The 23,073-nt window shown below is 58.4% G+C and carries 22 protein-coding genes and 1 pseudogene; 7 read left to right on the forward strand and 16 right to left on the reverse strand.

The features are described 5' to 3' along the window. The 3 genes from JFU47_RS02915 to JFU47_RS02925 all read right to left on the reverse strand — a co-directional run bounded on the left by JFU47_RS02915 (position 1) and on the right by JFU47_RS02925 (position 2,778). Complete coding sequence (locus JFU47_RS02915) at positions 1 to 1,131, reverse strand: LuxE/PaaK family acyltransferase (RefSeq protein ID WP_201180676.1); 1,131 nt, start codon at positions 1,129 to 1,131, stop codon at positions 1 to 3. Positions 1,132 to 1,152: 21 nt separating this feature from the next. Next, positions 1,153 to 2,394, reverse strand: a complete 1,242-nt coding sequence (locus JFU47_RS02920; protein ID WP_201180678.1) for an MFS transporter — start codon at positions 2,392 to 2,394, stop codon at positions 1,153 to 1,155. Between the two features lie 246 nt (positions 2,395 to 2,640). Continuing rightward, positions 2,641 to 2,778 carry a hypothetical protein gene (locus JFU47_RS02925; RefSeq protein ID WP_008155215.1) on the reverse strand — a complete coding sequence of 46 codons (138 nt, stop codon included), beginning with the start codon at positions 2,776 to 2,778 and terminating at the stop codon, positions 2,641 to 2,643. A gap of 157 nt (positions 2,779 to 2,935) precedes the next feature. Between JFU47_RS02925 and JFU47_RS02930 the strand changes: the two genes are divergently transcribed. Beyond that, positions 2,936 to 3,124 (forward strand): hypothetical protein, encoded by a 189-nt coding sequence (locus JFU47_RS02930; RefSeq protein ID WP_123364971.1) that lies wholly within the window; start codon positions 2,936 to 2,938, stop codon positions 3,122 to 3,124. Positions 3,125 to 3,143: 19 nt separating this feature from the next. On the opposite strand, the gene JFU47_RS02935 is transcribed toward JFU47_RS02930, so the two are convergent. Beyond that, positions 3,144 to 3,515 (reverse strand): fe2+ zn2+ uptake regulation protein, encoded by a 372-nt coding sequence (locus tag JFU47_RS02935; RefSeq protein ID WP_123364972.1) that lies wholly within the window; start codon positions 3,513 to 3,515, stop codon positions 3,144 to 3,146. 271 nt (positions 3,516 to 3,786) lie between these two features. On the opposite strand from JFU47_RS02935, the pseudogene JFU47_RS02940 reads away from it, so the two are divergent. Then, positions 3,787 to 4,062, forward strand: a pseudogene (locus JFU47_RS02940) (penicillin acylase family protein); the annotation flags it as partial. A 17-nt stretch (positions 4,063 to 4,079) separates the two neighbouring features. Continuing rightward, positions 4,080 to 4,208, forward strand: a complete 129-nt coding sequence (locus JFU47_RS33270; protein WP_274609980.1) for a hypothetical protein — start codon at positions 4,080 to 4,082, stop codon at positions 4,206 to 4,208. Positions 4,209 to 4,263: 55 nt separating this feature from the next. On the opposite strand, the gene JFU47_RS02945 is transcribed toward JFU47_RS33270, so the two are convergent. After that, positions 4,264 to 5,265, reverse strand: a complete 1,002-nt coding sequence (locus JFU47_RS02945) for a FecR family protein (RefSeq protein WP_201180680.1) — start codon at positions 5,263 to 5,265, stop codon at positions 4,264 to 4,266. Positions 5,266 to 5,363: 98 nt separating this feature from the next. After that, a complete protein-coding gene (locus JFU47_RS02950; RefSeq protein WP_201180682.1) occupies positions 5,364 to 10,205 on the reverse strand; it encodes a dermonecrotic toxin domain-containing protein in 4,842 nt (1,613 codons plus the stop codon). A gap of 232 nt (positions 10,206 to 10,437) precedes the next feature. On the opposite strand from JFU47_RS02950, the gene JFU47_RS02955 reads away from it, so the two are divergent. Further along, the gene (locus JFU47_RS02955; RefSeq protein ID WP_201180684.1) at positions 10,438 to 11,478 is read left to right on the forward strand and encodes an Ldh family oxidoreductase; all 1,041 of its coding nucleotides are present in this window, start codon (positions 10,438 to 10,440) and stop codon (positions 11,476 to 11,478) included. Between the two features lie 94 nt (positions 11,479 to 11,572). Here JFU47_RS02955 and JFU47_RS02960 read toward each other — a convergent pair whose 3' ends face one another. After that, positions 11,573 to 11,890 carry a DUF883 family protein gene (locus JFU47_RS02960; RefSeq protein ID WP_140678468.1) on the reverse strand — a complete coding sequence of 106 codons (318 nt, stop codon included), beginning with the start codon at positions 11,888 to 11,890 and terminating at the stop codon, positions 11,573 to 11,575. A 165-nt stretch (positions 11,891 to 12,055) separates the two neighbouring features. Here JFU47_RS02960 and JFU47_RS02965 point away from each other — a divergent pair, with 165 nt between their 5' ends. Further along, positions 12,056 to 12,307: a hypothetical protein gene (locus JFU47_RS02965; protein WP_008155229.1), complete on the forward strand. Its 252-nt coding sequence runs from the start codon at positions 12,056 to 12,058 to the stop codon at positions 12,305 to 12,307. Positions 12,308 to 12,407: 100 nt separating this feature from the next. On the opposite strand, the gene JFU47_RS02970 is transcribed toward JFU47_RS02965, so the two are convergent. Beyond that, on the reverse strand, positions 12,408 to 13,322 hold the full coding sequence (locus tag JFU47_RS02970; protein WP_201180686.1) for a LysR family transcriptional regulator: 915 nt from the start codon (positions 13,320 to 13,322) through the stop codon (positions 12,408 to 12,410). 85 nt (positions 13,323 to 13,407) lie between these two features. Between JFU47_RS02970 and JFU47_RS02975 the strand changes: the two genes are divergently transcribed. Next, on the forward strand, positions 13,408 to 14,331 hold the full coding sequence (locus JFU47_RS02975; RefSeq protein ID WP_201180688.1) for a carbon-nitrogen hydrolase family protein: 924 nt from the start codon (positions 13,408 to 13,410) through the stop codon (positions 14,329 to 14,331). A gap of 104 nt (positions 14,332 to 14,435) precedes the next feature. Here the strand turns inward: JFU47_RS02975 and JFU47_RS02980 are convergent, their stop codons facing one another. The 8 genes from JFU47_RS02980 to JFU47_RS03015 form a co-directional block, all read right to left on the reverse strand. Beyond that, the gene (locus JFU47_RS02980; protein WP_201180690.1) at positions 14,436 to 14,981 is read right to left on the reverse strand and encodes a GNAT family N-acetyltransferase; all 546 of its coding nucleotides are present in this window, start codon (positions 14,979 to 14,981) and stop codon (positions 14,436 to 14,438) included. Positions 14,982 to 15,008: 27 nt separating this feature from the next. Then, the gene (locus JFU47_RS02985; RefSeq protein WP_201180693.1) at positions 15,009 to 15,482 is read right to left on the reverse strand and encodes an LEA type 2 family protein; all 474 of its coding nucleotides are present in this window, start codon (positions 15,480 to 15,482) and stop codon (positions 15,009 to 15,011) included. A 136-nt stretch (positions 15,483 to 15,618) separates the two neighbouring features. Next, positions 15,619 to 16,698, reverse strand: a complete 1,080-nt coding sequence (locus JFU47_RS02990; RefSeq protein ID WP_201180695.1) for a nucleoside hydrolase — start codon at positions 16,696 to 16,698, stop codon at positions 15,619 to 15,621. A gap of 152 nt (positions 16,699 to 16,850) precedes the next feature. Beyond that, complete coding sequence (locus JFU47_RS02995; RefSeq protein WP_140678478.1) at positions 16,851 to 18,161, reverse strand: MFS transporter; 1,311 nt, start codon at positions 18,159 to 18,161, stop codon at positions 16,851 to 16,853. Between the two features lie 164 nt (positions 18,162 to 18,325). Beyond that, the gene (locus JFU47_RS03000) at positions 18,326 to 18,958 is read right to left on the reverse strand and encodes an N-carbamoylsarcosine amidohydrolase (protein ID WP_201180697.1); all 633 of its coding nucleotides are present in this window, start codon (positions 18,956 to 18,958) and stop codon (positions 18,326 to 18,328) included. Positions 18,959 to 18,970: 12 nt separating this feature from the next. Next, positions 18,971 to 19,723 carry a maleate cis-trans isomerase family protein gene (locus JFU47_RS03005; RefSeq protein ID WP_008149891.1) on the reverse strand — a complete coding sequence of 251 codons (753 nt, stop codon included), beginning with the start codon at positions 19,721 to 19,723 and terminating at the stop codon, positions 18,971 to 18,973. A gap of 18 nt (positions 19,724 to 19,741) precedes the next feature. Further along, positions 19,742 to 20,548, reverse strand: a complete 807-nt coding sequence (locus tag JFU47_RS03010) for an alpha/beta fold hydrolase (RefSeq protein WP_201180700.1) — start codon at positions 20,546 to 20,548, stop codon at positions 19,742 to 19,744. Next, positions 20,545 to 21,693, reverse strand: coding sequence for an FAD-dependent monooxygenase (locus JFU47_RS03015; RefSeq protein WP_123364983.1), 1,149 nt, complete (start codon positions 21,691 to 21,693; stop codon positions 20,545 to 20,547). The genes JFU47_RS03010 and JFU47_RS03015 overlap by 4 nt, the downstream gene beginning before the upstream one ends. A 312-nt stretch (positions 21,694 to 22,005) precedes the next feature. Here JFU47_RS03015 and JFU47_RS03020 point away from each other — a divergent pair, with 312 nt between their 5' ends. Beyond that, on the forward strand, positions 22,006 to 23,058 hold the full coding sequence (locus tag JFU47_RS03020) for a 2,5-dihydroxypyridine 5,6-dioxygenase (protein WP_201180708.1): 1,053 nt from the start codon (positions 22,006 to 22,008) through the stop codon (positions 23,056 to 23,058). Positions 23,059 to 23,073: the final 15 nt, after the last annotated feature.

Raw genomic sequence — 23,073 nt, forward strand, 5'->3', positions numbered from 1 at the left:
TCAAGCTCCTCCCAGCAATTCGGAAGCCGCCATGGCGCAGCTGCGACTGGCGGTGGTGCCAGCGCGTCCGTGCAGCTCGAACCAATCGGTCGTCAGGCCGCATCCGCACTGTGCGCCGGGGTGTAATGTCGCCAGATCGCCCATGACCACCGCATGAGCAGGGCTTGACGAAATGTACGGGGAGACGAATTCCAGCAAGCCGCGCTGGCCGTATGGCTGGACCGTAAAATCGGATGGGTTGCGCACGAAAACCTTCGAGTAAATGGGGGCATGAAAATGATGGTGGGCACATTGGATATAGGGCACGGCATGCTCGACGGCTCCGTAGCCATCCCGACAGCGGGACAGGTCGATCCCCAATTGCCGATTGATTCGGGCATACAACTCAAGCAGGGGAATCTCTTGTGCTGCCTGGGTTTTCCAGCCACCCCCCAAAAACACCAATGACTGGGCGGGTAGCTCGAGATTCGGTGCGCCGGTGTTTTCCATGTGCTGTAGCGCATGTGAAAGAAACGCAGGAAATCCGAGAATCCGCACGGGCAATCCCTCGTCGGCAAACTCCTGCAAGGCGCGAATCACGCCAAACAGGTCGAACTCGTGACTGTTACCGGTCAGGCGCAATCCGTAGACGACCCGATTGACGGGCGCATAGCTGCAGAGAAACTGGTCGGTGTAAGCGGTGCCCAAGGTGATGGCAGCCTCGGGCTCGTAACTCAGGAGCAAATAATTGCAGGGGCTTTGCGGAGTATCCCAGCCGAAGTGCCGGAAAATGTGGCTCACCATGCCCTGAGCCGCTGCCATGCTGCGGGAGTCATATCGCATGCGACTCTTCTGGCCGCTGGTGCCAGACGATGTCAGCTCCAGCGCGCCTTCGCCGGTGGGGCCGAACAACAAGTGACGTTTGAAATAGTTGGCGAAAATCGGTGGCAACCTGGACCAGTCATCCAGTGTCTCCAGGTCCTTTGCATCGAGCCCGTTGGCGTTTAGCCAGCGCTCGTAGCCAGGCGTGTGGTGACAATGAAACAGGCTGATTTCTCCCATTGCCTGGTCGAACAGGCCCTCGGGTACGGAATCCAGGCAATAGGGTTGCGTTAACGCGCAGAGCGCATTGGTGTGAGGTAAATGGATCATCAAAGGACCTGCTGTGTGGTGTCAGACGGCAAGCGCGGTGTGAGAGCGCCGCAGAAACAGGCGTAGGGGCGTCAGGCTCAGAAGCCCCGCGATACCCGCCATCAGAGCGAACGATTCGTGGCTGTCACCGGCACCGGCGGCCGCGATAAGCGAGCCGCCGCCGCCCATGACGGCGATCGAGATCATGCCGATCATGGCCGAGACCAGACCTTTGCTGTCGTCGCTTGCAAATAGCGCAAGCCGGTACAGCGCGGCATTGCTCATGCCAAGCCCCACGGCATAAAGCGCCAGGCAGCTGATCAGCACTGCTGTCGAAGCGCCGTAGACGCTGATGGCGACTAACGCGATGAGCCCGCCGCAAAACGGCCAAAGCGCGTATCGAATCAGTTGTGGCAATTCAGCATTGGCAATCAGTCGGTTGAGGATCAGATTGCCGAGAATGACGGCCGCGAACACCGGGATTTGCCACAGGCCATAGTGCAGCGTTGAAAGCCCCTGGTTGTGGATCAGCAAGAGCGGCGCCAACCCGATCCAGGCAATCAAGGGCAGGCTCATCACGCCCAGCGCGACTGCGGCGCAAAGGAATCGCGGGTTAGTCAGCAGCGCGGCATAGCGGCGCAGAGTGCTGTGCCATTCAAAGCGCACGGCTTCCAGTCGCTGACCGTCGTGGCGCAGGGTGCCCACGGTTTCCGGCATGAACAGGTAAAGCCCGAGCCAGACCATCACGCCGCCGAGACCCAGCAGTAAAAACAATTCCCGCCAGGACAACCATTCCAGCAGCAGACTGCCGAGCAACGGCCCCAGAAGCGGGGAGAGCAGTGCAACGTTCCCCAACAACGCCATGATTTTGACCGCGTCGGCTTCGCAGAAAACTTCTTGCAGGGCCGGGTAGCTGACCGCGATGACAAACCCCAACCCCATGCCCTGAATCAGTCGCAAGCCGTTGAACGCATAAATGCTTTGCACGTTGAACGCGGCGGCACAGGCCAGGGCGAATACCGCACACCCGATGAGCAACATCCGGCGGCGGCCGAAGTGATCAGACAGCGGGCCAATCAGCCATTGCAGAAGAATGCCGCCTGCCAGATAAAGATTGAAGGCGTAGGGAACATGGTCGGGGCTGGCATCCAGTTGGCGGGTGACGGTCAACATGCCGGGCATGATCATGTCGCTGGCCATATACGTCAGAAGTTCGAAAAAAGTAATTGCAAGGCAAAAACCAAGTAAGTGGTGAGGGCTGATATTGATTAAAGGCTTGTGCATGGCATCCCTGTTCTTGCGCGAAATTTCGGGGTTGTTGCGATGCACCGAGACTAATCATTGAATATGAATAGCTCCAATGAACTATTGAGACTCAAGGTTTCAATAGTTTTCGCTATGTTTCGATGTTCGATGGGTAGGAAGAGGTAAATATGCACGTACGAAAAATGCCCGCGACAGGGCGGGCATTTATTTAACAGTTATCGGGATGGGGTACTTAACTTACGAATGAAGGTTCAATTATTCACGTTATCGATGCTGGTAATAACCCGGCCCGCCACGGTCGTAATGGTGGCCGCCGTGCCAGCCGCCGTGGGGGAAGACGATGCAGCCGCTCAGTGTCAGGAGAGCGAGCAGGGGAATCAGCAGTGTGATTCGACGGAACATTTCAAAATCCTCATGGTTATCGCCGCTATGAAGCCAAAACTCTTCATCGGCTGTAACATGAGACCCCGTTTGTAGCGTCCCATCCCCGGAGAAAGGTAGGGGCTTGGCATGCGTTCTGATACAAATCGGATACATTTTTCAGGTTCAGGAACTCGCAATGACTCAGTCGCAACGTTTGAAATACTCGATTCTGATCTCCCTCGTGGTGTTGGGGATCATGTTCGGCCTTTCGTATCTGCAAAACGCAGGCGTCATCAGCGAGAAGCTGTTTCAGTACATCGCCATCGGCGTAGCGGTGGTCGTGGTAGTGATCAATGGCGTAATGCGTCGCAAGGTCAAACCCTGAACGACACACCTTAAGGTGATCACTCGCGATGGAGCATGGCTACGGCGTGCGGATGCAGGCTGTAGCTTTTGTCCGCATTGAGCGTGATCACACCTTCACTGCACAAGCGTTTCAATACTTCCCGCACACTCAGAAAAGACAGGGGAATATCCAGGTCCAGCAAGTGGCTGTGCACGCCGCGCACGCCAAGGCTACGGTCGCTTTCGGCGGCGGTCAGCAAGGCGTCGATGACTTTGAGACGGATCAGACTGGTTCGCAGACCATAGCTTTTGAGCAGCAGCCTGATCCGCTCGTTGCCATTGCGCTCGCCCCGTTGACTGAAAACACCGGAGCCCATGGCAGAGCCCTTTGGTGCATTGCTACCGTCCGTTGGCAGTTGCGAGTTGTACATGCAAAAACTCCTTTTCCGAGACGGCCAGGAAATGTGATGAGTGCTCTCATTCAATCAGACGTACGAGCAGGGCAAATATTGAAGCCCCGAATGTAGAAATTTTGTCGCCATCACGTCAGCGGCCTGTGAGATACCCGTGAAAAGCATCTTTCACAGCCTGAATTTTTGTCATTTCTTTCGTTTCCAGGGGAAGGCGCAGTGCGTGTATGACGCAGGGTGTTTGTCTTTCCGATCAGGAGCGAGCGTGATTATTTCCAGGTAGTTAACCCGGTTGAGCCTTGCAGGCGTATTGGCGGGCTTAAGTCTTGCGGCAAACGCACGCAGCCAGCCGGAGCAGGCGAGCGCCGACATTCGTCGGACCAGTTTCGGCGTGCCGAATATCCGTGCCGACAACGAGCGCGGGCTCGGTCATGGCATTGGTTACGCCTACGCTCAGGACAACCTGTGCCTGTTGGCCAATGAGATCACTACCGTGAACGGCGAGCGTTCACGCTATTTCGGCCCGGATCAGTTCACGGTCGAAGAATGCGAAAACCTGGTCAGCGATACTCCAGAGATCAGACCGTGGCATTTTCCAGGAAGCAGTTGAGTGTGTTGCCGTTCACCGAACGGCAGATCACGCCCGATCCAAAGTACCAGGTTCAGACGATCCGCGAGCAGGAAGAAAAAGCCGGGAAGGTGGCCGTACAGTAACGCAGATGGTGTTTTAACGAAAAATGAAGGCCGCACCTTGCAAAGGTCGCGGCCTTCAGCTTTTTGGGGCTTGTTGCGGAATGGAATTGAGGACCGGATTGCCATCCTTGTTGCGGGTCAGGTAGACCGGTAACACCTTGGGCAGGGAAGCCACCAGGTTGTTGAGCTCTTTGATGTTGTAGATGCCGCCGATGCGAATCGAGCCAGTGCTGTTGTCGGCCACCATCACCGGTTTGCTCAAGTAGCGATTGATCAATGGCAATGCGTCGGTCAGCGCCAGATCATCGAGCACCAGTTTTCCGCTGCGCCAGGCCAGTGAATTGTCATTGTCGTAGGTCTGACTGATCCGGGGAGTGAAGTCGCCGCGTCTATAGCTAGCCTGCATCGCTGGCTCGAGGCGCAAACCGTCACCCGCAACGGCGTCATTACTGCTCACCAGCACCGAACCTTCTATCAGGTTCACGCGTACCTGATCTTCATACGTCCAGACGTTGAATTTGGTTCCGGTAACTCGAATCCTGCCTTCGGCCGCTTTGACAATGAAGGGGTGTCGAGTGTCATGGCTGACGCTGAAGAAGGCTTCGCCTTTTTTCAGCGTAATCCGACGTTGATCCTTGTAGTTGCTGAACGTCAGCTCACTGCCCAGGTTCAGTTCTACCTGACTGCCATCGCTCAGGGTGACTTGGCGGACATTGTCGTCCGCCTCGAAATGTTGATAGGAATTGGGTAGCCAGCCCAGGTTCCAGCCGCTATAGGCCGCCAGTGGCAATGCCATGGCGCAAACCGCCGCGGCGATACCGAAGGTGCGCCAAGGCGTAGCAGGTTTGGTGCGGACCATCGGGACCATGGTTTCTGGACGTGGCAGGTCACCCGCGACATCCCAGATCTCCAGCATGGCCTCGTATTCGAACGCGTGAAGCGGATGAGCGTCATGCCATTGCTCGAACGCCAGCCACTCTTCAGCAGTGCAATCGTTGGCGTGCAGACGCATGCACCAATGCGCAGCGGCATCGGTGACAGCGTCGTATTCGGCTGGCGAGAGAGGGTTGTCGGTCATTGACTCATCCTGATTTCCTGCATTCTAACCTTGTGAGGAAGTCTGCGAGAACAACCGTCATGGCAATTACCCATCAAATGGGAGTTTGTTTTTCTGATTCACGGGGTGCTGGTGTGCAGTTGGCGCCCCATTTGGCTGATGAGCCATGCAACGCTGTCGGCGTTGCCGAGTTGCACCTTGAGTCTGACCAATGGATCTCTCTTGTAAATTTTGCGGGCACCGCTCAGGTTTTCTCCGCCGGTCAAGGTCAAAATATGCGCTTTTACCCGATCAGTATTTTCATAAGAAGTGCTGCCCGGATCCTCCCACACACCGGTATCAGGATCCTCGGTCATGAACAGCTGAGTCAGGGGGGTCTTGATCGAGAGTGCGGTGTCCTGAAGCGTGGTCAACGCGTCCTTGAGATCACTGGCGGTTGTGCTGGTCGTATCGATCAGATGGGGGAATGGTCTGCCGGGATCGAAGTAAGCAATGTCTTCGGTGTTGCAGATGAGATGGGAAAGCTCATGAATAAGGGTTACTGCTCGGGCATGCGTGTTGATAGGGAAGGCAGGGTCGGTAAGATGTGGGCGGTAAATGTCGAAACCGGTGTCGAAGAATTTTTCTGCCAGATAAATTTTCCGCTTTGCATCCTTTGGAACGGTGAAGCCGAATGTAGTTGCCGCGCCACTGACCGCCCTGGCGATTGCAAAACGATTGGTCTTCGGCTTTCTCAGTGAGGGGTCCAACAAGGCCGCAAAAATGTCAGTCATGACTTTTTCAAGCTGCTCCACATGCGTGGACTGCACTTGCGGCACATCAATAAAATCCATGATGAGTTGATGCACGGGTGTCACCGTTTTGTCGGAAGACTTCAGCAATTGCAGGTTTTGAAAGCAGTTCCAGGCATAGGTGGTTGCCAGGTCCAGCGCTTCGTCAATCTGACGAGCCTTTTGCGGAAACAGTCGACGGATTTCGGGCATTCCAGTGGCATCGACGTTCATGCCCTCCCAGACCGAATATGCGGTGTGCAACCGATTGCCGATGCTGAAACGGGGCGCTGGCGTTTGCCTATCCAGAACCCATTGTTTCGACACTTTCTGACTCAGCCGAGGACCACGAATTTTTGTGTCGGCGATGCGCCAGTGTTTGCCGAGCTTTGCGACCGGATATACCTTTCCTTCAACCGGTGCGTAGGTTTTTTTTGTCGTCGGATGGGTATAGAGCCCAAGACTTGAGTTTAATGTGAGCGAATTCAGATCGACGTCCATGCTTTCATGACGCTTCAACTGCGTACGTTCGGGGGCTGTAATGGCAACGTTCTGCCATTTGAATCGGGTATTGGGCGTTTCTGGCGCAGGTGTACTTGGCGTAGACGATGGCTTCGCTTGCGCTTCCAGCGATTGTCGCAACGTGGCGAGTTGTGCAATGCCGCTGATGAACTCTTTTATCGCGGGCCCCCATTTGTGCATCTGAAGGTCTTCGGCGGATTGCTTGATGTCGCGATAACTGCGCCACACGGTGATGGGGTAGGCGAGTTTGCCGATGAAGAACGAGTATGCCTCGTGCAGGTCTTCGCCCAGCACGCCCTTGATGGTTGCCCATTCGCCCTGCTTTTTGTCATCGGACTGGCAACCGAGCAATCGGGCCAACAGCGCGGCGTTATCATCGAACAAGTGCTTGAACAGGCTCCCCTTGATCGGGTTGGACGCCAATGTGACATCGGTTTCGCGATTAACGTTGGTCGGCGGTGCGGCTCTGGCGACACGGGTGCTGCTGGTCGCCATCCGGTTTTCCAACAGCATCCGGTCAGGCTGCGGCAGATTCATGAGTACCCAATCGAGCAGCGAACCGCGGGTCTTCAGCTCTGTCAGCAATTGTTTCTCGTTTTCATATTCTTTCACCCCGTGCCGAGGGCTATGAGGCGCGACAAGGACCTGTGGCGCGGTGCTATCGGCCGATGAGCCAATCAGATAGACGCCCGGCACTTTGACAGCCTGTCCACTCTTGATGCCCAGGAGCTCAAGTGGGCGGATGATCGCGTGGGCGCCGTCGACTGCCGCGCGGGCGATGGCGTCGGGCATATCCATGACTTGCTGGATCAGATCAAATCCCGTCTCGCTCAGGCGCTCCTGCAGTTTTTCCGTGTGGGCGTAATGCATTAGCTGCCAGGGTAATTGCGTGTAAAACCGCTTCCTGCGGTCCTTTGCGTTCGCTTGGGTGTCTGCAAAGGCTTCGTTCAATGTGTTCTGCTGATGTTCGCCCAACTTCAAGTCTCGTATCAGGTCTCTGATGTAGCTTTGGTCCATGTCCTCGGGAATCTCGGTGGTATCAAGCGACACCAGTTTGAAATGGGTTCTATCCAGATCCTTGAAATGGGTCAGTGCAAAGTCGGTCAGGGTCTGGGTGCTGGCCGCAGACCTCGAACTTCTGTCGATTTGTATCTGGACATTGTCCGGATCGATGTCGAAGGTGTCAGCCTTGAGTTGTTTTTCAAGTTCATGGTGCGCCGTGCGCGCCAGGGAGCGTATGCCGGTGAGGTAGTCCTGGTCGTCGGTGACGTTGTTGAGGTATTGCTGAAGCAACTCCCCATGCAGTATCTGGTCTTTAATGGACGCCTTGGCCAGCCATGCCGGCAGTTTTTGCTGGGTCGTCAGGGATTGGGCAATGTCCGTCGCACGGTCTAACCCGGTCATCGGTTGGCGTAACGCCACCAGCTTCAGAAGACTGGCCTGGGTCGTCGCGGGAAGCTTCGTGGCCAGCGCACGGGTGACGCACGCTCGGTCCAGCTGGGCATAGGGTTTTTGCACGTGATCGAGAAAATGCTCATCTATTCGCTGCAGTGGGGCGAGGGTGTAGTGCTTGCCAGGCAATCGCTCGCTGCGTCCAAGGTTCTCCAGAAGGGCGGTGCGATCATCGGCGTCTTTGAGGCGTTGCTCCAGCCCGGTCAGTAAAGATGTCAATGTCTTGAAGGCTTCAAATCCCGACGCCGGCGTCCACAAGATCGCCTTGCCCGAATGCTCAGGGTCCAGGCCACCTCGTTCGGTCAGCACAAAACAACTGGCCAGTTTCAACGGCTCAGCAGCGTCACCTGCCTTCAGCGCCAAGGAAAACACGTCCGGTAAAAAGCCGTTCAATGCAGCTCGCTGCAAGCGTACCGGAGTATCAAGTACGGATTTGATGATCGCCTGTTCCGTCGCACCCAAGGTGCGCATGACGGCGTGCAGCTCCAATTCACTGCGCAATGCCGTTGACAGGGTGTGGGTGAAACGCGATTGCAAGCTTCCGAGTGAAGAACTGACGATACGCAGCACTTCGTCAAGGGTACGGGTTGTTGCGGGAATGACCGGGTGGTTTTCGAGGAGTAGGTCGAGCGGTCGCTTAACGGTGGAGAGAAGGGCCAGTTGCTCTTTGGCCGACTCGCCACGAGCGGTGGCAGGTTGCGCGCTCAGGCGCCGGTCTGCGTGTGTACTCCAGCGTCCTGCAGCATCGGCCGCCAGCAGTCGATCGTCGATCAGTCCCCGGACATCCAGTGCCTTGTCGAACAAGGCCCGGGGATCCTGTGTGCCTTCGCTTTCACGGTAACGGTTCAGCGCATCGGACAGATTCTCTCGTTGCTTGCCAAGGATGGCGGTCATCAACTGTTCAAACACCGGGCCGATGATCGGTTCACCGACAATCACTTGTTCATCCGGCGCCATTGAAAGAAACGTAGCGCGTTCGTCCAAGGACATGAAGTTGAGCAGCGTGTCTTCGTGCCCTTCGCTTTTCAACATCTGCGCGACGATGTTCCTGACAGCGGACAGGTCGCTCGTTGCCTCGATGCCTCTGGACGGGGTGTACAGAAAGCCCGGCGTGTCGCTGCTGCCGATCATCACGGTCGAGGCGAGCTCCACGTAATGCTTGAAGGGGGCGGTGACACGTACTGTTTCGATACGAAGAGGATCGTCGGTGTCAGGTTCGAGGCTGAGATTCATCAGTCGCAGGTATTCCTGCGTCGTTCGAACACCTTGTTGACGCTGAAGCAAAAGCTTCACGTGAAAGGTATCGCGCAAGCCCTCGGCAAAAACCTCCCGGCGTGACTGCCCATTGTTCATCGGTGTATTCCAGAACGTCTTGAGCAGGCCTTGCAAGAGAGGGGTAAAAGTTTGTGCGATCTCTTTGATTGCGCTTTCCCAAGCCTGGTTGTCGGCGTCGCTGCTCACACTGTGTCGGGGATTGGAAAAGACTCTGGAATCGCCAGTCGGCCACTGGTTGGTCAGGTAGTAATGCAGCAGGGTATCGCTCAGTGAATGCGAGGAAAGCAATTGTTGGCCATCGCTATCGATAACGGAGCTCTTCATTCGGGTAAGGCGTTGGTCCAGTTTGGGGAACGGTTTATGCAGCGCGTTCTTGAGGGTCTCGTCCAGCATCGATTGCAGCGTTGGCAGCTTGAGCAGCTCGCCCATCATCGTCCTGATGTTCTGAGCCTGATTGCGCTCGAGGGTGAGTTCCTGGTCCTGGAACACCGCACCTTCGATTTTTTGCGTGGCAAAGTCTTGCGCACTGGCGGCGGGTAGAGCGCTGCGTTGTTCGATGGAGAGAAAACGCAATAACTCGCGCTTGCCAGTGGGCTGTGCCAACCATTCCTTGAGTTTGCTTTTGAGGCCCTTCATGTCCGCGAATTTCATCAGGCCTTTCCACGGTGTGTAGAGCGTGACTTCTCCATCGTTGGGCCGGCTCATGGCAAAAGCGCCGGCCAGGGGGATGCCTGGCGCATCAGGTACGCTTAAAAGCAGCTGGTCGACGTGCATGGACACGCTATTGGCGATACGGGCTTCATGCGTCGCCAGATAAACAGCGTTCAACCACTTCAGGTTATCAAGCGTGAAGGACAGTGCCTTTTCGCGTTCACCGGGCTGTTTGGCTTTGGATGTAAGTGCTGCTTCGTCGAAAAAATACGGCAGTGGGGGAGCAATCATGGTTTTTCCTCGATGCGCTACGACCGGGGGGTAATCGCCGGTCGTTGGATTGAGGAAAAAACAGTACGGCCAGTGGCAGGCTCGAGTGCGGTACATATTGCTTGAGCCGAACAGGCTGTCGAGACTTGACAGGAAGCCGGTAGAACAGCGCTTAATCGACAACTGTTTTGGGTTGCTCTGCAACCTCGCTTCACCCTGTTGCCCGTACTCAATAATAAAACTGGAGCTTCAGATGACCGCAACGCCCAAAGTGGCCGTCAGTTCGAACACTCAAACGCTCGATTTCGACGCGCTCGTTCTTTTGCTTGAGCAGATTTTTCAGCGTCATGGCACCTCCGCCGATGTCGCCAGGACACTGGCCCTCAACTGCGCCGGTGCCGAACGCGATGGCGCCCATAGCCATGGCGTGTTCCGCATTCCCGGTTACGTGTCGACGCTCCAGAGCGGCTGGGTCAATGGCCAGGCCGTGCCGGTGGTCGAGGACGTGGCTTCGGGCTTTGTCCGGGTCGACGCCGGTAATGGTTTCGCCCAACCAGCCCTCGCGGCAGCACGCGGTTTGTTGGTGGAAAAAGCCCGCAGTGCCGGCATTGCGGTGCTGGCGATTCGTAACTCCCACCATTTCGCAGCCTTGTGGCCGGATGTCGAGCCCTTCGCCTATGAAGGCCTGGTGGCGCTGAGCGTGGTTAACAGCATGACTTGTGTGGTGCCGCACGGTGCCGATCGTCCGCTGTTCGGGACCAACCCGATTGCTTTCGCCGCCCCTCGGGCTGACGGCGATCCGATTGTCTTCGACCTGGCGACCAGCGCCATTGCTCATGGCGATGTGCAGATCGCCGCGCGCAAGGGCGAGCGTTTGCCGCCAGGCATGGGGGTGGACGGTCTCGGCCAGCCGACCCAGGACCCGAAAGCGATTCTTGAGGGCGGCGCGTTGCTGCCGTTTGGCGGCCATAAAGGTTCGGCGCTGTCGATGATGGTCGAGCTGTTGGCGGCGGCGTTGACCGGTGGCAATTTTTCCTTCGAGTTCGATTGGTCGAACCATCCGGGGGCCAAGACGCCATGGACGGGCCAACTGCTGATCGTGATCGACCCGAGCAAGGCGGCCGGGCAGAATTTTGCCGAGCGCAGTCAGGAACTGGTCCGGCAGATGCACGGTGTGGGGCTCAAGCGTTTGCCGGGTGATCGACGTCACCAACAGCGGGCCAAGGCCAGCACCGATGGCATCCCGTTCGACGCGCAGACATTGGCGAGTTTGCGGGCTTTGGCCGGGCTCTGAGGTCTGCATACTCTCAGTCTGCATAAAAGCCGGGCATGAAAAAGGCGAGCTGCGTGCTCGCCTTTTTGCTGGGTACTGATTAAAACGGGGTCGTTTAACGCCGCCCCAGCAACAACCCGACTACCAGGCCGAAACCGGCAGAGATCGCCACGGTTTGCCACGGATGGCCACCGATGTAGGTTTCAGTGGCTTCAACCGCAGGTTTGGTTCGGTCACGAACGTTGGTAACGGAGTCCCGAGCCTGCTGCAGTTTCTGAGCGATTTGCCCACGAAGTGTGTCCGCTTCCTCACCCACCAGTGAGGCGCTGCTTTTCAACAGTTTTTCCGATTCTTCGATCAGAGCCTGAAGTTCGCTGAAGGCTTGATCCTTGATCTGGTCTTCGGCGACTTGTGCGGCGGTTTTCCGGGCCATTGAGGTACTCCTTGCAGATAAATGGACAGTGAACAATGGAGTCTGCCGTCAGCGAAAAAGTTGCAGTGGATTTTCGCGTTGACCCGACCCTGAGGAAAAATCCTGGGTCGGACATTTCCTCCTACAGTGTAAGATGTCGCCTATTTTACGCAGCAGGTAACTCCCATGAGCTTCAATCTGGCCGACAAACCCCTTGCCGAGCGCGCTGCGCTGGAAGATGAGAAATCCCGTCTGTTCGATCTATGGCAAAGCAACCTGGGCAAGTCCAAGGGCGAAGCCGCGCGGTTGTTCGGTGAACGCGCCAAGCGCAAAGGCAAATGGGCCGAGTGGGTCCGTGCCGAACTTGACGGCATGTCGCCCCCGGAATTCGCGAACATGGTGCGCAGCGAAGTCAATCGCCTGATGGCTGCCAAGTAACCTGAACTCGACACACATCTCTGTAGGAGCTGCCGCAGGCTGCGATCTTTTGATCTTGTTTTAAAAAGCAAAATCAAAAGATCGCAGCCTTCGGCAGCTCCTACGCGCTCGCAAAGCTCACGACAATCGCTTCCCGTACTTTCAGCACCACCGGATCGAGCTGCGTACTGGTGCGCCAGCCCAGTTCGATCGGGTATCGCGGCAACGCCAGAGGGCAGGGCAGCAGTGCCAGTCCGCTGAGCGCTGCAATGCTTTGGGCCGCATGGGCCGGAATGGTCGCCACGGCCTGACTGCCCTTGAGCAAGTGCGGCAACGCGGCAAAGTGTGTGGTCGAAGCGCATACCCGCCGACTCAATCCCAGCGCCGCCAGCCCCTCATCGGTGATCCCGATAAAGCCGCCCGACGACACCAGAATGTGCTCGCGGTCGACGAACGCCTCAAGGCTGAGGGTCTGTTGTCCCTCGGCCAGGCTGAGCGGGTCTACCAGGCACAGATAACCGCCTTCTCCCAGCACCTGACGGCTGAGCAAGCGCTCGGCAAACCCACCGGCGGTGATCGCCAGATCGATGCTGCGTTCCATCAACGCTTGCGCGACGATCTGACTGTGGGTTTGACGAAAGATCAGCCGCAGCTTCGGCGCCACGCGGGCGATTTCTTCGATCAGCCGGCGCCCATAAGCGATTTCGAAATCATCGGACATGCCCACGGTCACCGAGCGCCCATCGTAATGGTGGGCGGCCGGGTCCACCATCGCCAGGCTCTGCCGGCATTTGTTCAGGGCGTCGCTGACCACCGGTTTCAACTGGTTGGCCTTGAGCGTGGGCGCGAGTCCGCGGCCGGTGCGCACGAACAACTGATCGCCATACACCTCGCGAAGCCGACGCAACGCGGCACTGACCGCCGATTGCGTCACGCCCAGACGCAACGCGGCCCGGCTGGCGCTGGACTCCTCGTGGAGCGCTTCGAAGACTTTCAGCAGGTTGAGATCGACGGTGGCGATATTCATTTGGCTCATATCATTCAGCAGCAAACAGGGCTTTATTCATGATCCCGTGGCGCCGGAGAATGAGCAACACCTCATTGCTTTCGGAGTTACTGCGATGCCCAAGTCAATTGTTGCTGCACTGCAGATCGGCGCCTTGCCCGGTGGCAAGGCCGAGACCCTGGAACAGATCCTTTCTTGGGAAAACGCGATTATCGAATCCGGCGCGGCGCTGGTGGTCATGCCCGAAGCGTTGCTCGGCGGTTACCCCAAAGGTGAGGGCTTTGGCACTCGGCTGGGTTATCGCCTGCCGGAAGGGCGTGAAGCCTTTGCCCGGTACTTTGCCAACGCGATCGACGTGCCAGGCGTGGAAACCCAAGCGTTGGCCGGGTTGTCGGTGCGCACCGGTGCCAACCTGGTGATCGGTGTCATCGAACGCGCCGGCAGCACGTTGTACTGCACCGCGTTGTATTTCGATCCGCAGGCAGGGCTGGTCGCCAAGCACCGCAAACTGATGCCCACGGGCACCGAGCGGTTGATCTGGGGCAAAGGCGATGGCTCGACGTTGCCGGTGATCGACAGTCAGGTCGGGCGGATCGGTGCGGTGATTTGCTGGGAAAACATGATGCCGCTGCTGCGCACCGCGATGTACGCCAAAGGCGTGGAGGTCTGGTGCGCGCCAACGGTGGATGAGCGGGAAATGTGGCAGGTCAGCATGCGCCATATCGCCCATGAAGGACGCTGTTTTGTGGTCAGCGCCTGTCAGGTTCAGGATTCACCGCACGCCTTGGGCGTGGAGATCGCCAACTGGCCATCGGACCGCCCATTGATTGCCGGTGGCAGCGTGATCGTCGGGCCGATGGGCGACATTCTGGCGGGGCCGCTGCGTGACAGCGCCGGTTTGCTCACCGCAGAAATCGACACCGATGACCTGATCCGTGCCCGTTACGACTACGACGTGGTCGGGCACTACGCGCGCCCGGACGTGTTTGAGCTGACCGTAGATGAGCGGCCTAAACCCGGCATCCGCTTCAACACATAACCACCTGTGGGAGCGAGCCTGCTCGCGAAGAGGGAGTGTCAGTCAATACATATGTTTTCTGACACACCGCATTCGCGAGCAGGCTCGCTCCCACAATGGGATATTCATCGTTGCTGTAACCACTCTGCACGGGTGATTTCCCAGAGCTCTCTGGGGAATCGCCCACTGACAAAATCATCCTCATCGCTACGGATCAAGCGCATACCCGTACGTTCCGAGAGTTTGCGCGAGCCGAGGTTGGGCGCCGCTTTCGGTACCCGCAGTACTGACCGGCCGAGGGATTCGAACCAGTACTCGGTGACCGCCGCACTGGCTTCGGTCATCAAGCCCTGGCCTTGCCATTTTGGTCCGAGCCAGAAGCCGCGGTTGTTGTCCTGCTCATCCATCAGGCTGATATTGCCGATCAGTTGCTCCGGCGCCGACTTCAAACGAATCGACCAGTGCCACTCTTTGCCGGCGGCAATCGCCGGCAACGCGATGTCACGCAAATAGGTCAGTGCGCCGTCGGCAGGGTACGGCCAAGGTACCAAGGCGTTGAGATAACGCACCACTTCCCAGTGCGGAAACTGTTGCTGGATGGCTTCGGCGTCGGCCAATTCCAGTGGGCGCAGGATTAAACGTTCGGTGTAGAGCGTGGGTGTGGCTTCCATGTTCTTTGTCGCTCCTTGAATCGTGACTTACCAAGTGCCGGTCGTCGACGTTGGCAGGCTGAGTTTGCCACTGTCCACGAAACGCATCGTGCCGAACAAGCCGCCCGCGAGTTTGCCGTGCAGGACGTAGGGCAGGTTGTCGAGGGTTTGGGTTTTGCTCAGGCCCAGTGTCTGGCGCAGCACGGAGAACGCCGAAACACTCACCGGAATGGTCAGCACGGTTTCGGAAAAGCGTGCAATCGAACCCGATTGATCGCTGACACCGGAGGCAAGTGGCTGGCCGTTGACTTCCAGGTCAAGGGCGACGCCGTTGTAATTGATGGTGGTCTCGTTGGGATTTTGCACCCGTATTTTCACGGCAAAGCGTACTTCCATGTCCTGGCTTTGCAACGGCTCGAAGCCGACCACGTTGATGTTCAGCGGGTCGCGATTGGGCAGCAGGGCGCAGGCGCTCAGGGACAGCAACAGCAATGAGAGGGATAAAGCGAGGAGTCTGCGCATGAAGGGCTCTCGACAGAAAAGGGACCGAACCGCTGACGGCTCGACCCTTGAGCAACGTTCAGCGGTTCACCTGTGCGACCACGCTCACTGTGAGGGGTTCGCCGCACGCTGTCACTTCTTCATGAGCGGCGCGGCATCAGCTGCCTTTGACCGGCGTCGGCAAGGTCACAAGATTCACATAGTCATTCCAGAACTGCTTCTGGTCGATGGCAAACACCACCTTGGCTTTTTGCGTGCCCACGGGTGGACTTTTCTTGTAACCCAGGGCACGACCGTAGTCGGCGCCGAACTGAGCATTGACATCGACCCACAGCTCGCGGGATTCGGTGACGATGCCTGGCTCGACCAGAAACAGGGCCGGCAGGCTGTCCCAGGTAAAACTGTGATAGCCGGGGTCCTTGCTGAACAACGGCGCGAATTCGTGTGTGTACAGATCGGCAATCGGTCCCGGCCGGGCGATGACGCGCTGGTAGATCGAGGCATCGAAGGTGACCTTTTCGCACACATCGTTGGGAAAAATAACGTGTTCAATGGGTGAGCGCAGGACGATCTTCGCCGCCTCGGGGTCGAACCACCAGTTGAATTCGGCGGCCGGTGTGGTGTTGCCCGGAATCTCGATGGCCCCGCCCATGTACACGATGCGTTTGATCAACGGCACGATGTCGGGGGCGGAGCGGATGGCCAGGGCGATGTTGGTCAGTGGGCCGACCGCCAGCAACGTCACTTCATGGGGATTGGCGCGCACGCTGTCGACGATGAACTGGGCGGCGGTTTCCTTGCGCAATGCGGTGTGGGTCGCCAGGCCATCCGGCGGGGCGATCAGTTGCGCGGCGGACGTCGGACGCGGCGCCTTGAAAGCTCCCGGCCAGCCGGCCCCGAACAGGGCCTGTTCCTGGGGGTAGGTGGCGAAGTCATGAAGCAGCGGGTAAGCCGCGCCGGAATACACGCCGACGTCCTTTTCCACGCCCATGCGCTCTACCGCCTTGAGGGCATCCACCTGTTCCTGGTCGACCCAGGCGTTACCGCTGACCAGGGTCATGCCGAGCAGGTCGATGCGTTTCTGGGCGTGGAGTTGGGCGAGCATGATGAAGGCCTGGCCATCATCGTTGAGCACGTTGAAGTCGGTGTCGAAGATGACTTTTTCCGCCGCTTGCAGAGAACCGGCGCAGAGGCCGGCGGCGACAAGCAGGGCACAGCGTTTGATCAAACCTTGCATGGTTTTTCTCACCTGATAATCGGAATATTCGGCTGCTGAAATTCCCTGTGGGAGCGAGCCTGCTCGCGAAGGCGGCCCAACATTCAACATCAATGTTGACTGATCCAGCGCTTTCGCGAGCAGGCTCGCTCCCACAGGGGGGCAGTGTGGTGTCAGCGGTTGACCAGTTTGGCCGGCAAGGCGATCACCAGAAAGCTGCTGAGAATCAGGCAGCCGGCAAAGAACCACAGTGCGCCGGCGCTGCTGCCGGTGACGTCAATGGCGACCCCCATCAACGAGTTGCTGACCAGCCCGGCGATGTTCGCCAACGAGCAGGCGAGGGCGAAGCCGGTAGCCGCCGCGGTGCCTTTGAGGAAGGTTGCCGGCAGACTGAAGAACACCGGCACCGCGCCGATGATCGCCGCCGACGCGATGGCGAACAGGGCCACGGTCGCCACCACGTTGTGGACGAAGAACGGCGCACTGGCCATGGCGGCAGCGCCCACCAGAAACGGCACGATGATGTGCCAGCGACGTTCGCGGTGTTTGTCGGAGCTGGCGCCGATCAACAGCATGCCCAACAACGCGGCGATGCTCGGCAGCGCCGTGAGTACGCCGATGTGGAACGTGTCGATGATGCCGGCATTGCGGATGAAGGTCGGCATCCAGAACCCCATGGCATAGGCACTGAGCAGGATCGAGAAGTCGATCCCGCCGAGCATCCAGACCTTCAGGTTGAAGAAGCCATCGCGAAAACTGTGCTTGCTGTCCCCGCCACCGGCCTCATCGGCGCGCAGTTCTTGCTCCAGCAGGTTTTTTTCATCGTCGTTGAGCCATTTGGCCTGGCGATAGTTGTTGGGCAGGGCCCAGAAGGTCAGCACGCCGAGCATGACACTCGGTACCGCTTCGATGAGGAACAGCCATTGCCAGCCATGCAGGCCGCCGAAGTTATCGAAATAACCCATGACCCAACCGGACAGCGGGCCGCCAATCACGCTGGACAGTGGCAGGCCGATCATGAACAAGGCGATGATGCGGCCCCGTCGATAGGTCGGAAACCAGGTCGTCAGGTAATACAGAACGCCTGGCAGAAAGCCTGCTTCGGCGGCGCCGAGCAAGAAGCGCAGGATGTAGAACTGCGTGGTGGACGTCACGAGCATGGTGCAGGCCGACAGCAGGCCCCAGGTGATCATGATGCGGGCGATCCAGATCTTGGCGCCAACTTTCTCCAGCACCAGGTTGCTCGGCACCTCGAACAGGATGTAGCCGACAAAAAACAGTCCGGCTCCGAGGCCGAAGGCGGTTTCGCTGAAGTGCAGTTGATCGAGCATCTGCAGTTTGGCGAAGCCGATATTGATCCGGTCGAGGTACGCGGCCAGGTAGCAGAAGCACAGGAACGGGATCAACTTCCAGGTGATCTTGTGGTAAAGCGCTTGAATCGGGTCGGCGACCGTGGTCGCAGGTGCTGCATTCGCAATGGGCATCGGGTGTCTCCTGGCGGTGACTTATGGTTTTTATACAGCCGCTTTTTTCCAGCGCTCTGGCGCGCTGTAGCAAGCGACGTCCAAAGGCAGTGTCAGAAGACTGAGGGCGTACCCTCAGTTTTTATCGAAGACCTGCGCTCTATGGCGCGGTTCTTTGTTCGATATTACTGCTGCTCAAAGTGTGCGATTGCCTCCTGTTTGCTGACGACATCGCCGTACTTGCTGTCGATGTCGAACAGGTTGGCTTCATGGGGCGCCGGATGCCGGTCGCCGACGCATTCGCGCACGACGATGGTGCGAAAACCGTGTTGCACAGCGTCCACCGCCGTCGCCCGAATGCAGCCGCTGGTGGAGCAACCGGCCAGCACCACGGTGTCGACGCCTTGGGCGTGCAGCATCGGGGCCAGGCTGCTGCCGAAAAAGGCACTGGCGTATTGCTTGCTGATCACCACTTCATCTTCCTGGGGCAGTACCTCTTCGCAAAACGCCGCCAAGGGGTTGCCCTCGACCATGTCTTTCATCACCGGGGCTTTTTTAACCCAGATGCCACCGTCAGCGAAATGGCCGGGATGGTAGCGGATATTGGTGTGCACCACCGGGATGCCCTGACGACGGGCGCTGGCCAACAGTTCAACACTTTCGGCCACGGCACTGACCACGCCGGGTGCGAACAGCGGCGCCCCTTCGGTGGTGTAGCCACGCATGAAATCGATCATCAGCAACGCGGCTTTCTGGCCGAAACCGATGCGCTGGCCCCACACGCCCTGATAGTTGTCGTTGGCCGTTTGTTCGCTCATGTCGCTCACCTCTCAATAGGCGCCGGAGAGCAGGGCGCCCGCACCAGGAACAATCGGTTCCAGGTCCAGGGCCTTGAGCATGGCGTAGGTGGTGGCGATGGCGGCGGTGAGCACCGGTTTACCGGTTTGCGCTTCGACTTGCGCCACCACGGGCAGTGACTGCATTTGCACGCAGGCCGAGAGCACGATCACGTCGACGCCTTCCAGGTTCATGCCGGCCACAATGCCCGGCAGATTCGCCGGATCGTGACGGGCCACGGCGAGGTTGTCGGGAATTTCCAGCGCGCGCCAGTCCACGACTTCGAAGCCTTCTGCGCGAATGTAATCCACCACCAGTTCGGTGAGGGGTTTCATGTACGGCGCGACAATAGCGATGCGTTTGGCGCCCAGCACTTTCAGACCTTCGATCAAGGCGCCGGCGCTGGTAATGACCGGCGCGTTGCCGTCGTTATCGGCGGTGGCCTTGCGCAGCCGTTGCTCGGATTTACGGTGATAACCCAGCCCCATGGCCATGATCGCCACCAGGCACGCGTAACCTAATACGTCGACCTTGGCGTCGGACAATTCCACGGCGCAGCGGTCGGATTCGCCGTCCATCGCCGCCAGTTCTTCCTTGCGCACTTGCTTCATGCGCATGCGGCTGGAGTGAAAGGTGAAGCGTTCCGGGCGGATCAACTGACGCGCGGTGAGCATCGCCGGGATCTCGGTTTCCATGGTGGTGTTGGAGCTCGGCACGATTTGGCCGATGCGGTAAGGCGTGAGCATAAAAGTCTCCGGATTCGTTTAGTTCAGGCGTGGGCCGAGGAAATCACCGAAGGCGCTGAAGAAGCCGTCGAGGTCATCCCAGGGAATCATGTGCCCGGCGTTTTTGACGTGGACACTGCGAATATTCGGTTGCAGGTCGAGGATTTCCGCTTCGTCCTCGGGCTGAATAACACCACCACGGCCGGCGATCATCAGTAACGCCGGGGCCTGGAGTTTTGGCAGGTCCTGATGGAAATCCACGTCGTGGAAATCGTTGAAAGCCCGCACGATTGCCGGTTCGTAGCAGGTGTGCAGCCATTCGGCGCGCAGTTGCAGTTGCTCGTCTGTCCAGGTGGCGCAGAAAGCGCGCATGGCCTCGGCATTCATCCCGACCAAGGACTGGCGGATCGAATCGACATACCACGGCAGTTTGCTCGGGTACTCACGGCGGCCAGGGCCGGACACCGGTGGATCGATCAGCACCAGGCGGTTCACCCCGACCGGATGCAGCACAGCACTGCGCACCGCAAACCGCGCCCCCATGGAGTGGCCGACCAGGTTGTAGCTGTTCAGCTTCATGGCTTTGGCGAAAGCGCCGATGTCGTTGGCGCAGGCGTCAGCGCTGTAGTCCAACTCCGGGCCGGTGGAGGAGAGGCCGCGACCGCGAACGTCCAGCACGTAAGTGTCGAAATGCTCGCCGAGTCGTTCCGCGACAAACCCCCAGGTGATCGCCGGGCTGGTGATCCCGGGAATCAGAATCAGCGCCGGGCCTTTACCGCCATAGCGCAGGTAGTGCTGGCGAATGCCGTTGGCCTGGACGTTGCCGCCATGGATGAACGTACTCACGCGGCCACCCCCGATTTCAGCGACTGGGCATACAGGTCATAACCGTACACCCAGGCCGGATCTTCCTGAGTGCGCAGCCAGGTGTTGGCGTTGGATACGGATTGCACGCGGGAAGCGCGTTCCTTACGGTTGGCTTCATACAGTTCGAACGCGGTGCGGTAATCGCCGAGCCCGGTTTCCTGCAGGCAGCGGGTGAGCATCGCGGCGTCTTCGATGGCCATGCCGGCGCCCTGGGCCATGTGCGGTTTCATCGGGTGGCAAGCGTCACCCAGCAGCACCAGTCGCCCACGGCTCCACAGCGGCAACGGGTTGCGGTTGCGCAACGGCCATTTGGTGACGCTTTCGGTGGATTCGATCAGCGCCTGAACGGTGGGGTGATAGCCCTGGAACGCCTCAAACATTTCTTCGCGGCTGCTGTCGACGAACGCGCCCTGGAAATCCCACTCTGGGTGTGGCACGCCGGTCACGTAGTAGTACTCGTCGCGCTTGCCGGTGGTGTAGTAGACCATCATGTGCCGATCCTCGGTCCACCACTTGATGCAGTCTTCGAACTTCAAATCGTATTTGGCCAGTTGATCGCCACGGATCAGCGCGCGGTGCGCCACCCAGCCGCTGTACAGCGGTTTTTCCGCGCCGAGCAACTCTTCACGAATCTTCGAATTGATCCCGTCGGCGCCGATGACGATGTCGGCGTAGGTCACTTCGCCATCGCTGAAGGTCAGGCGCACCTGGCTGTCGGTTTCCTCGAGGGTTTCCAGGCGTTTGTTGAAGTGCACGGTGCCGGGTTTGATCGTCGACATCTGCAGGGCGTGCAGGTCGCCGCGGTGCACGGTGATGTAGGACGCGCCGTATTCCTTGCGAGCGAAATCGCCCAATGGAATGCGTGACAGGTAATCGCCACTCAAACCGTCACGGCTGAACCAGTGGTCCGGATGTGAGCCCATCAGGTCGAGCTGTTGCTCGATGCCCATGCGCCGGAAGATTTTCATGATGTTGGGCCCCATGTGAATCCCGGCGCCGAGGCGGGAGAACTCGGGGGCCTGTTCGTAGATGTCCACCTCAAACCCGGCTTGTTGCAGCAGCGTCGCAGCGGCGGCACCGCCCAGACCTGCACCGACGATGGCGATTTTCTGTGTTCTTGCCATGGGGCTTGTTCCTCTTCTTCGAATAGTCGCTGGCTGTGTCGTCGCAAGGTTTTTAAAGTGTATACGCTATAAATTTCAAAAAGAAAGTGCCGTTTGGAAAAAACAATTTTTACCCATATTTCTCGGCAGTCACCAAATGTAACCAGCAAATATTGGTTTTGTGTGGGTTGGTAACGTTATGGTCCGACGCTTGCAGTCAGCCTTCTTTTAGGGTCTTATCGTATACAAATGGCGTATACGCTATAAAAATGCACTGGAGTGAGGCGAGGCGCCTCGACTTGGTGCGAAGCAGACGATCGAGGAGACAGGAAAATGCCGGTAAGCGATTGCGAATTGACCCAGATGTTTGAGCACGTGTTGAAGCTGTCGAAGGTCGACCCGACCCAGAGCGTCGCCGTGCTCAAGAGCCATTATTCGAACCCGCGCACCGTGCGTGCGGCGATGGAGGCGGCCCAGCGGCTGGGGGCCAAGGTTTATGCGGTGGAGTTGCCTTCGTTCAACCATCCGACGGCCATGGGCAATGACATGACGGCCTACTGCGGCGACACCGCGCTGACCGGCAATATCGCGGCGCAGCGGGCGCTTGAAGCGGCGGACCTGATCGTCGACACGATGATGCTGCTGCACTCGCCGGAACAGGAACAGATCCTCAAGACCGGCACGCGGATTCTGCTGGCCGTGGAGCCCCCGGAAGTCCTGGCGCGCATGCTGCCGACCGAGGCCGATAAGGTGCGGGTGATGGCGGCGGAAACGCTGCTCAGGCAGGCGCGCTCGATTCACGTCAAATCAAAGGCCGGCAGCGATTTCCGTGCTGCGCTGGGGCAATATCCTTCAGTCACCGAGTACGGTTTCGCCGATGAACCGGGACGCTGGGACCACTGGCCCAGCGGTTTTCTGTTCTCCTGGCCCAACGAAGAAACGGCCGAGGGCGTGCTGGTGCTGGATGTCGGCGATATTCTGCTGCCGTTCAAGACCTACACCCGGGAGAAAATCACCCTGGAAATCGAGAAGGGCTTCATCACTTCAATCCACGGCGGTTTCGAGGCCGACTACCTGCGTGACTACATGAAGTACTTCAACGATCCAGAGGTCTACGGCATTTCCCACATTGGCTGGGGCTTGCAGCCACGGGCGCAGTGGACGGCCATGGGGCTGCACGACAAAAACGATGGCATGTGCATGGATGCCCGGGCGTTCTACGGCAACTTCCTGTTCTCCACCGGACCGAATACCGAAGTGGGTGGCACCCGCAAAACCCCGTGCCACCTGGATATTCCGCTGCGCCATTGCGATGTGTACCTGGATGATCAGACGGTGTTGATCGGTGGGGATGTAGTCGCACCCGAGGCTTCCCGAGTTCGCTGAAACCTTTTCGCGAGC

Source organism: Pseudomonas sp. TH39(2020), from assembly GCF_016650715.1.
GTDB classification, from domain to species: Bacteria; Pseudomonadota; Gammaproteobacteria; order Pseudomonadales; family Pseudomonadaceae; genus Aquipseudomonas; species Aquipseudomonas mandelii_C.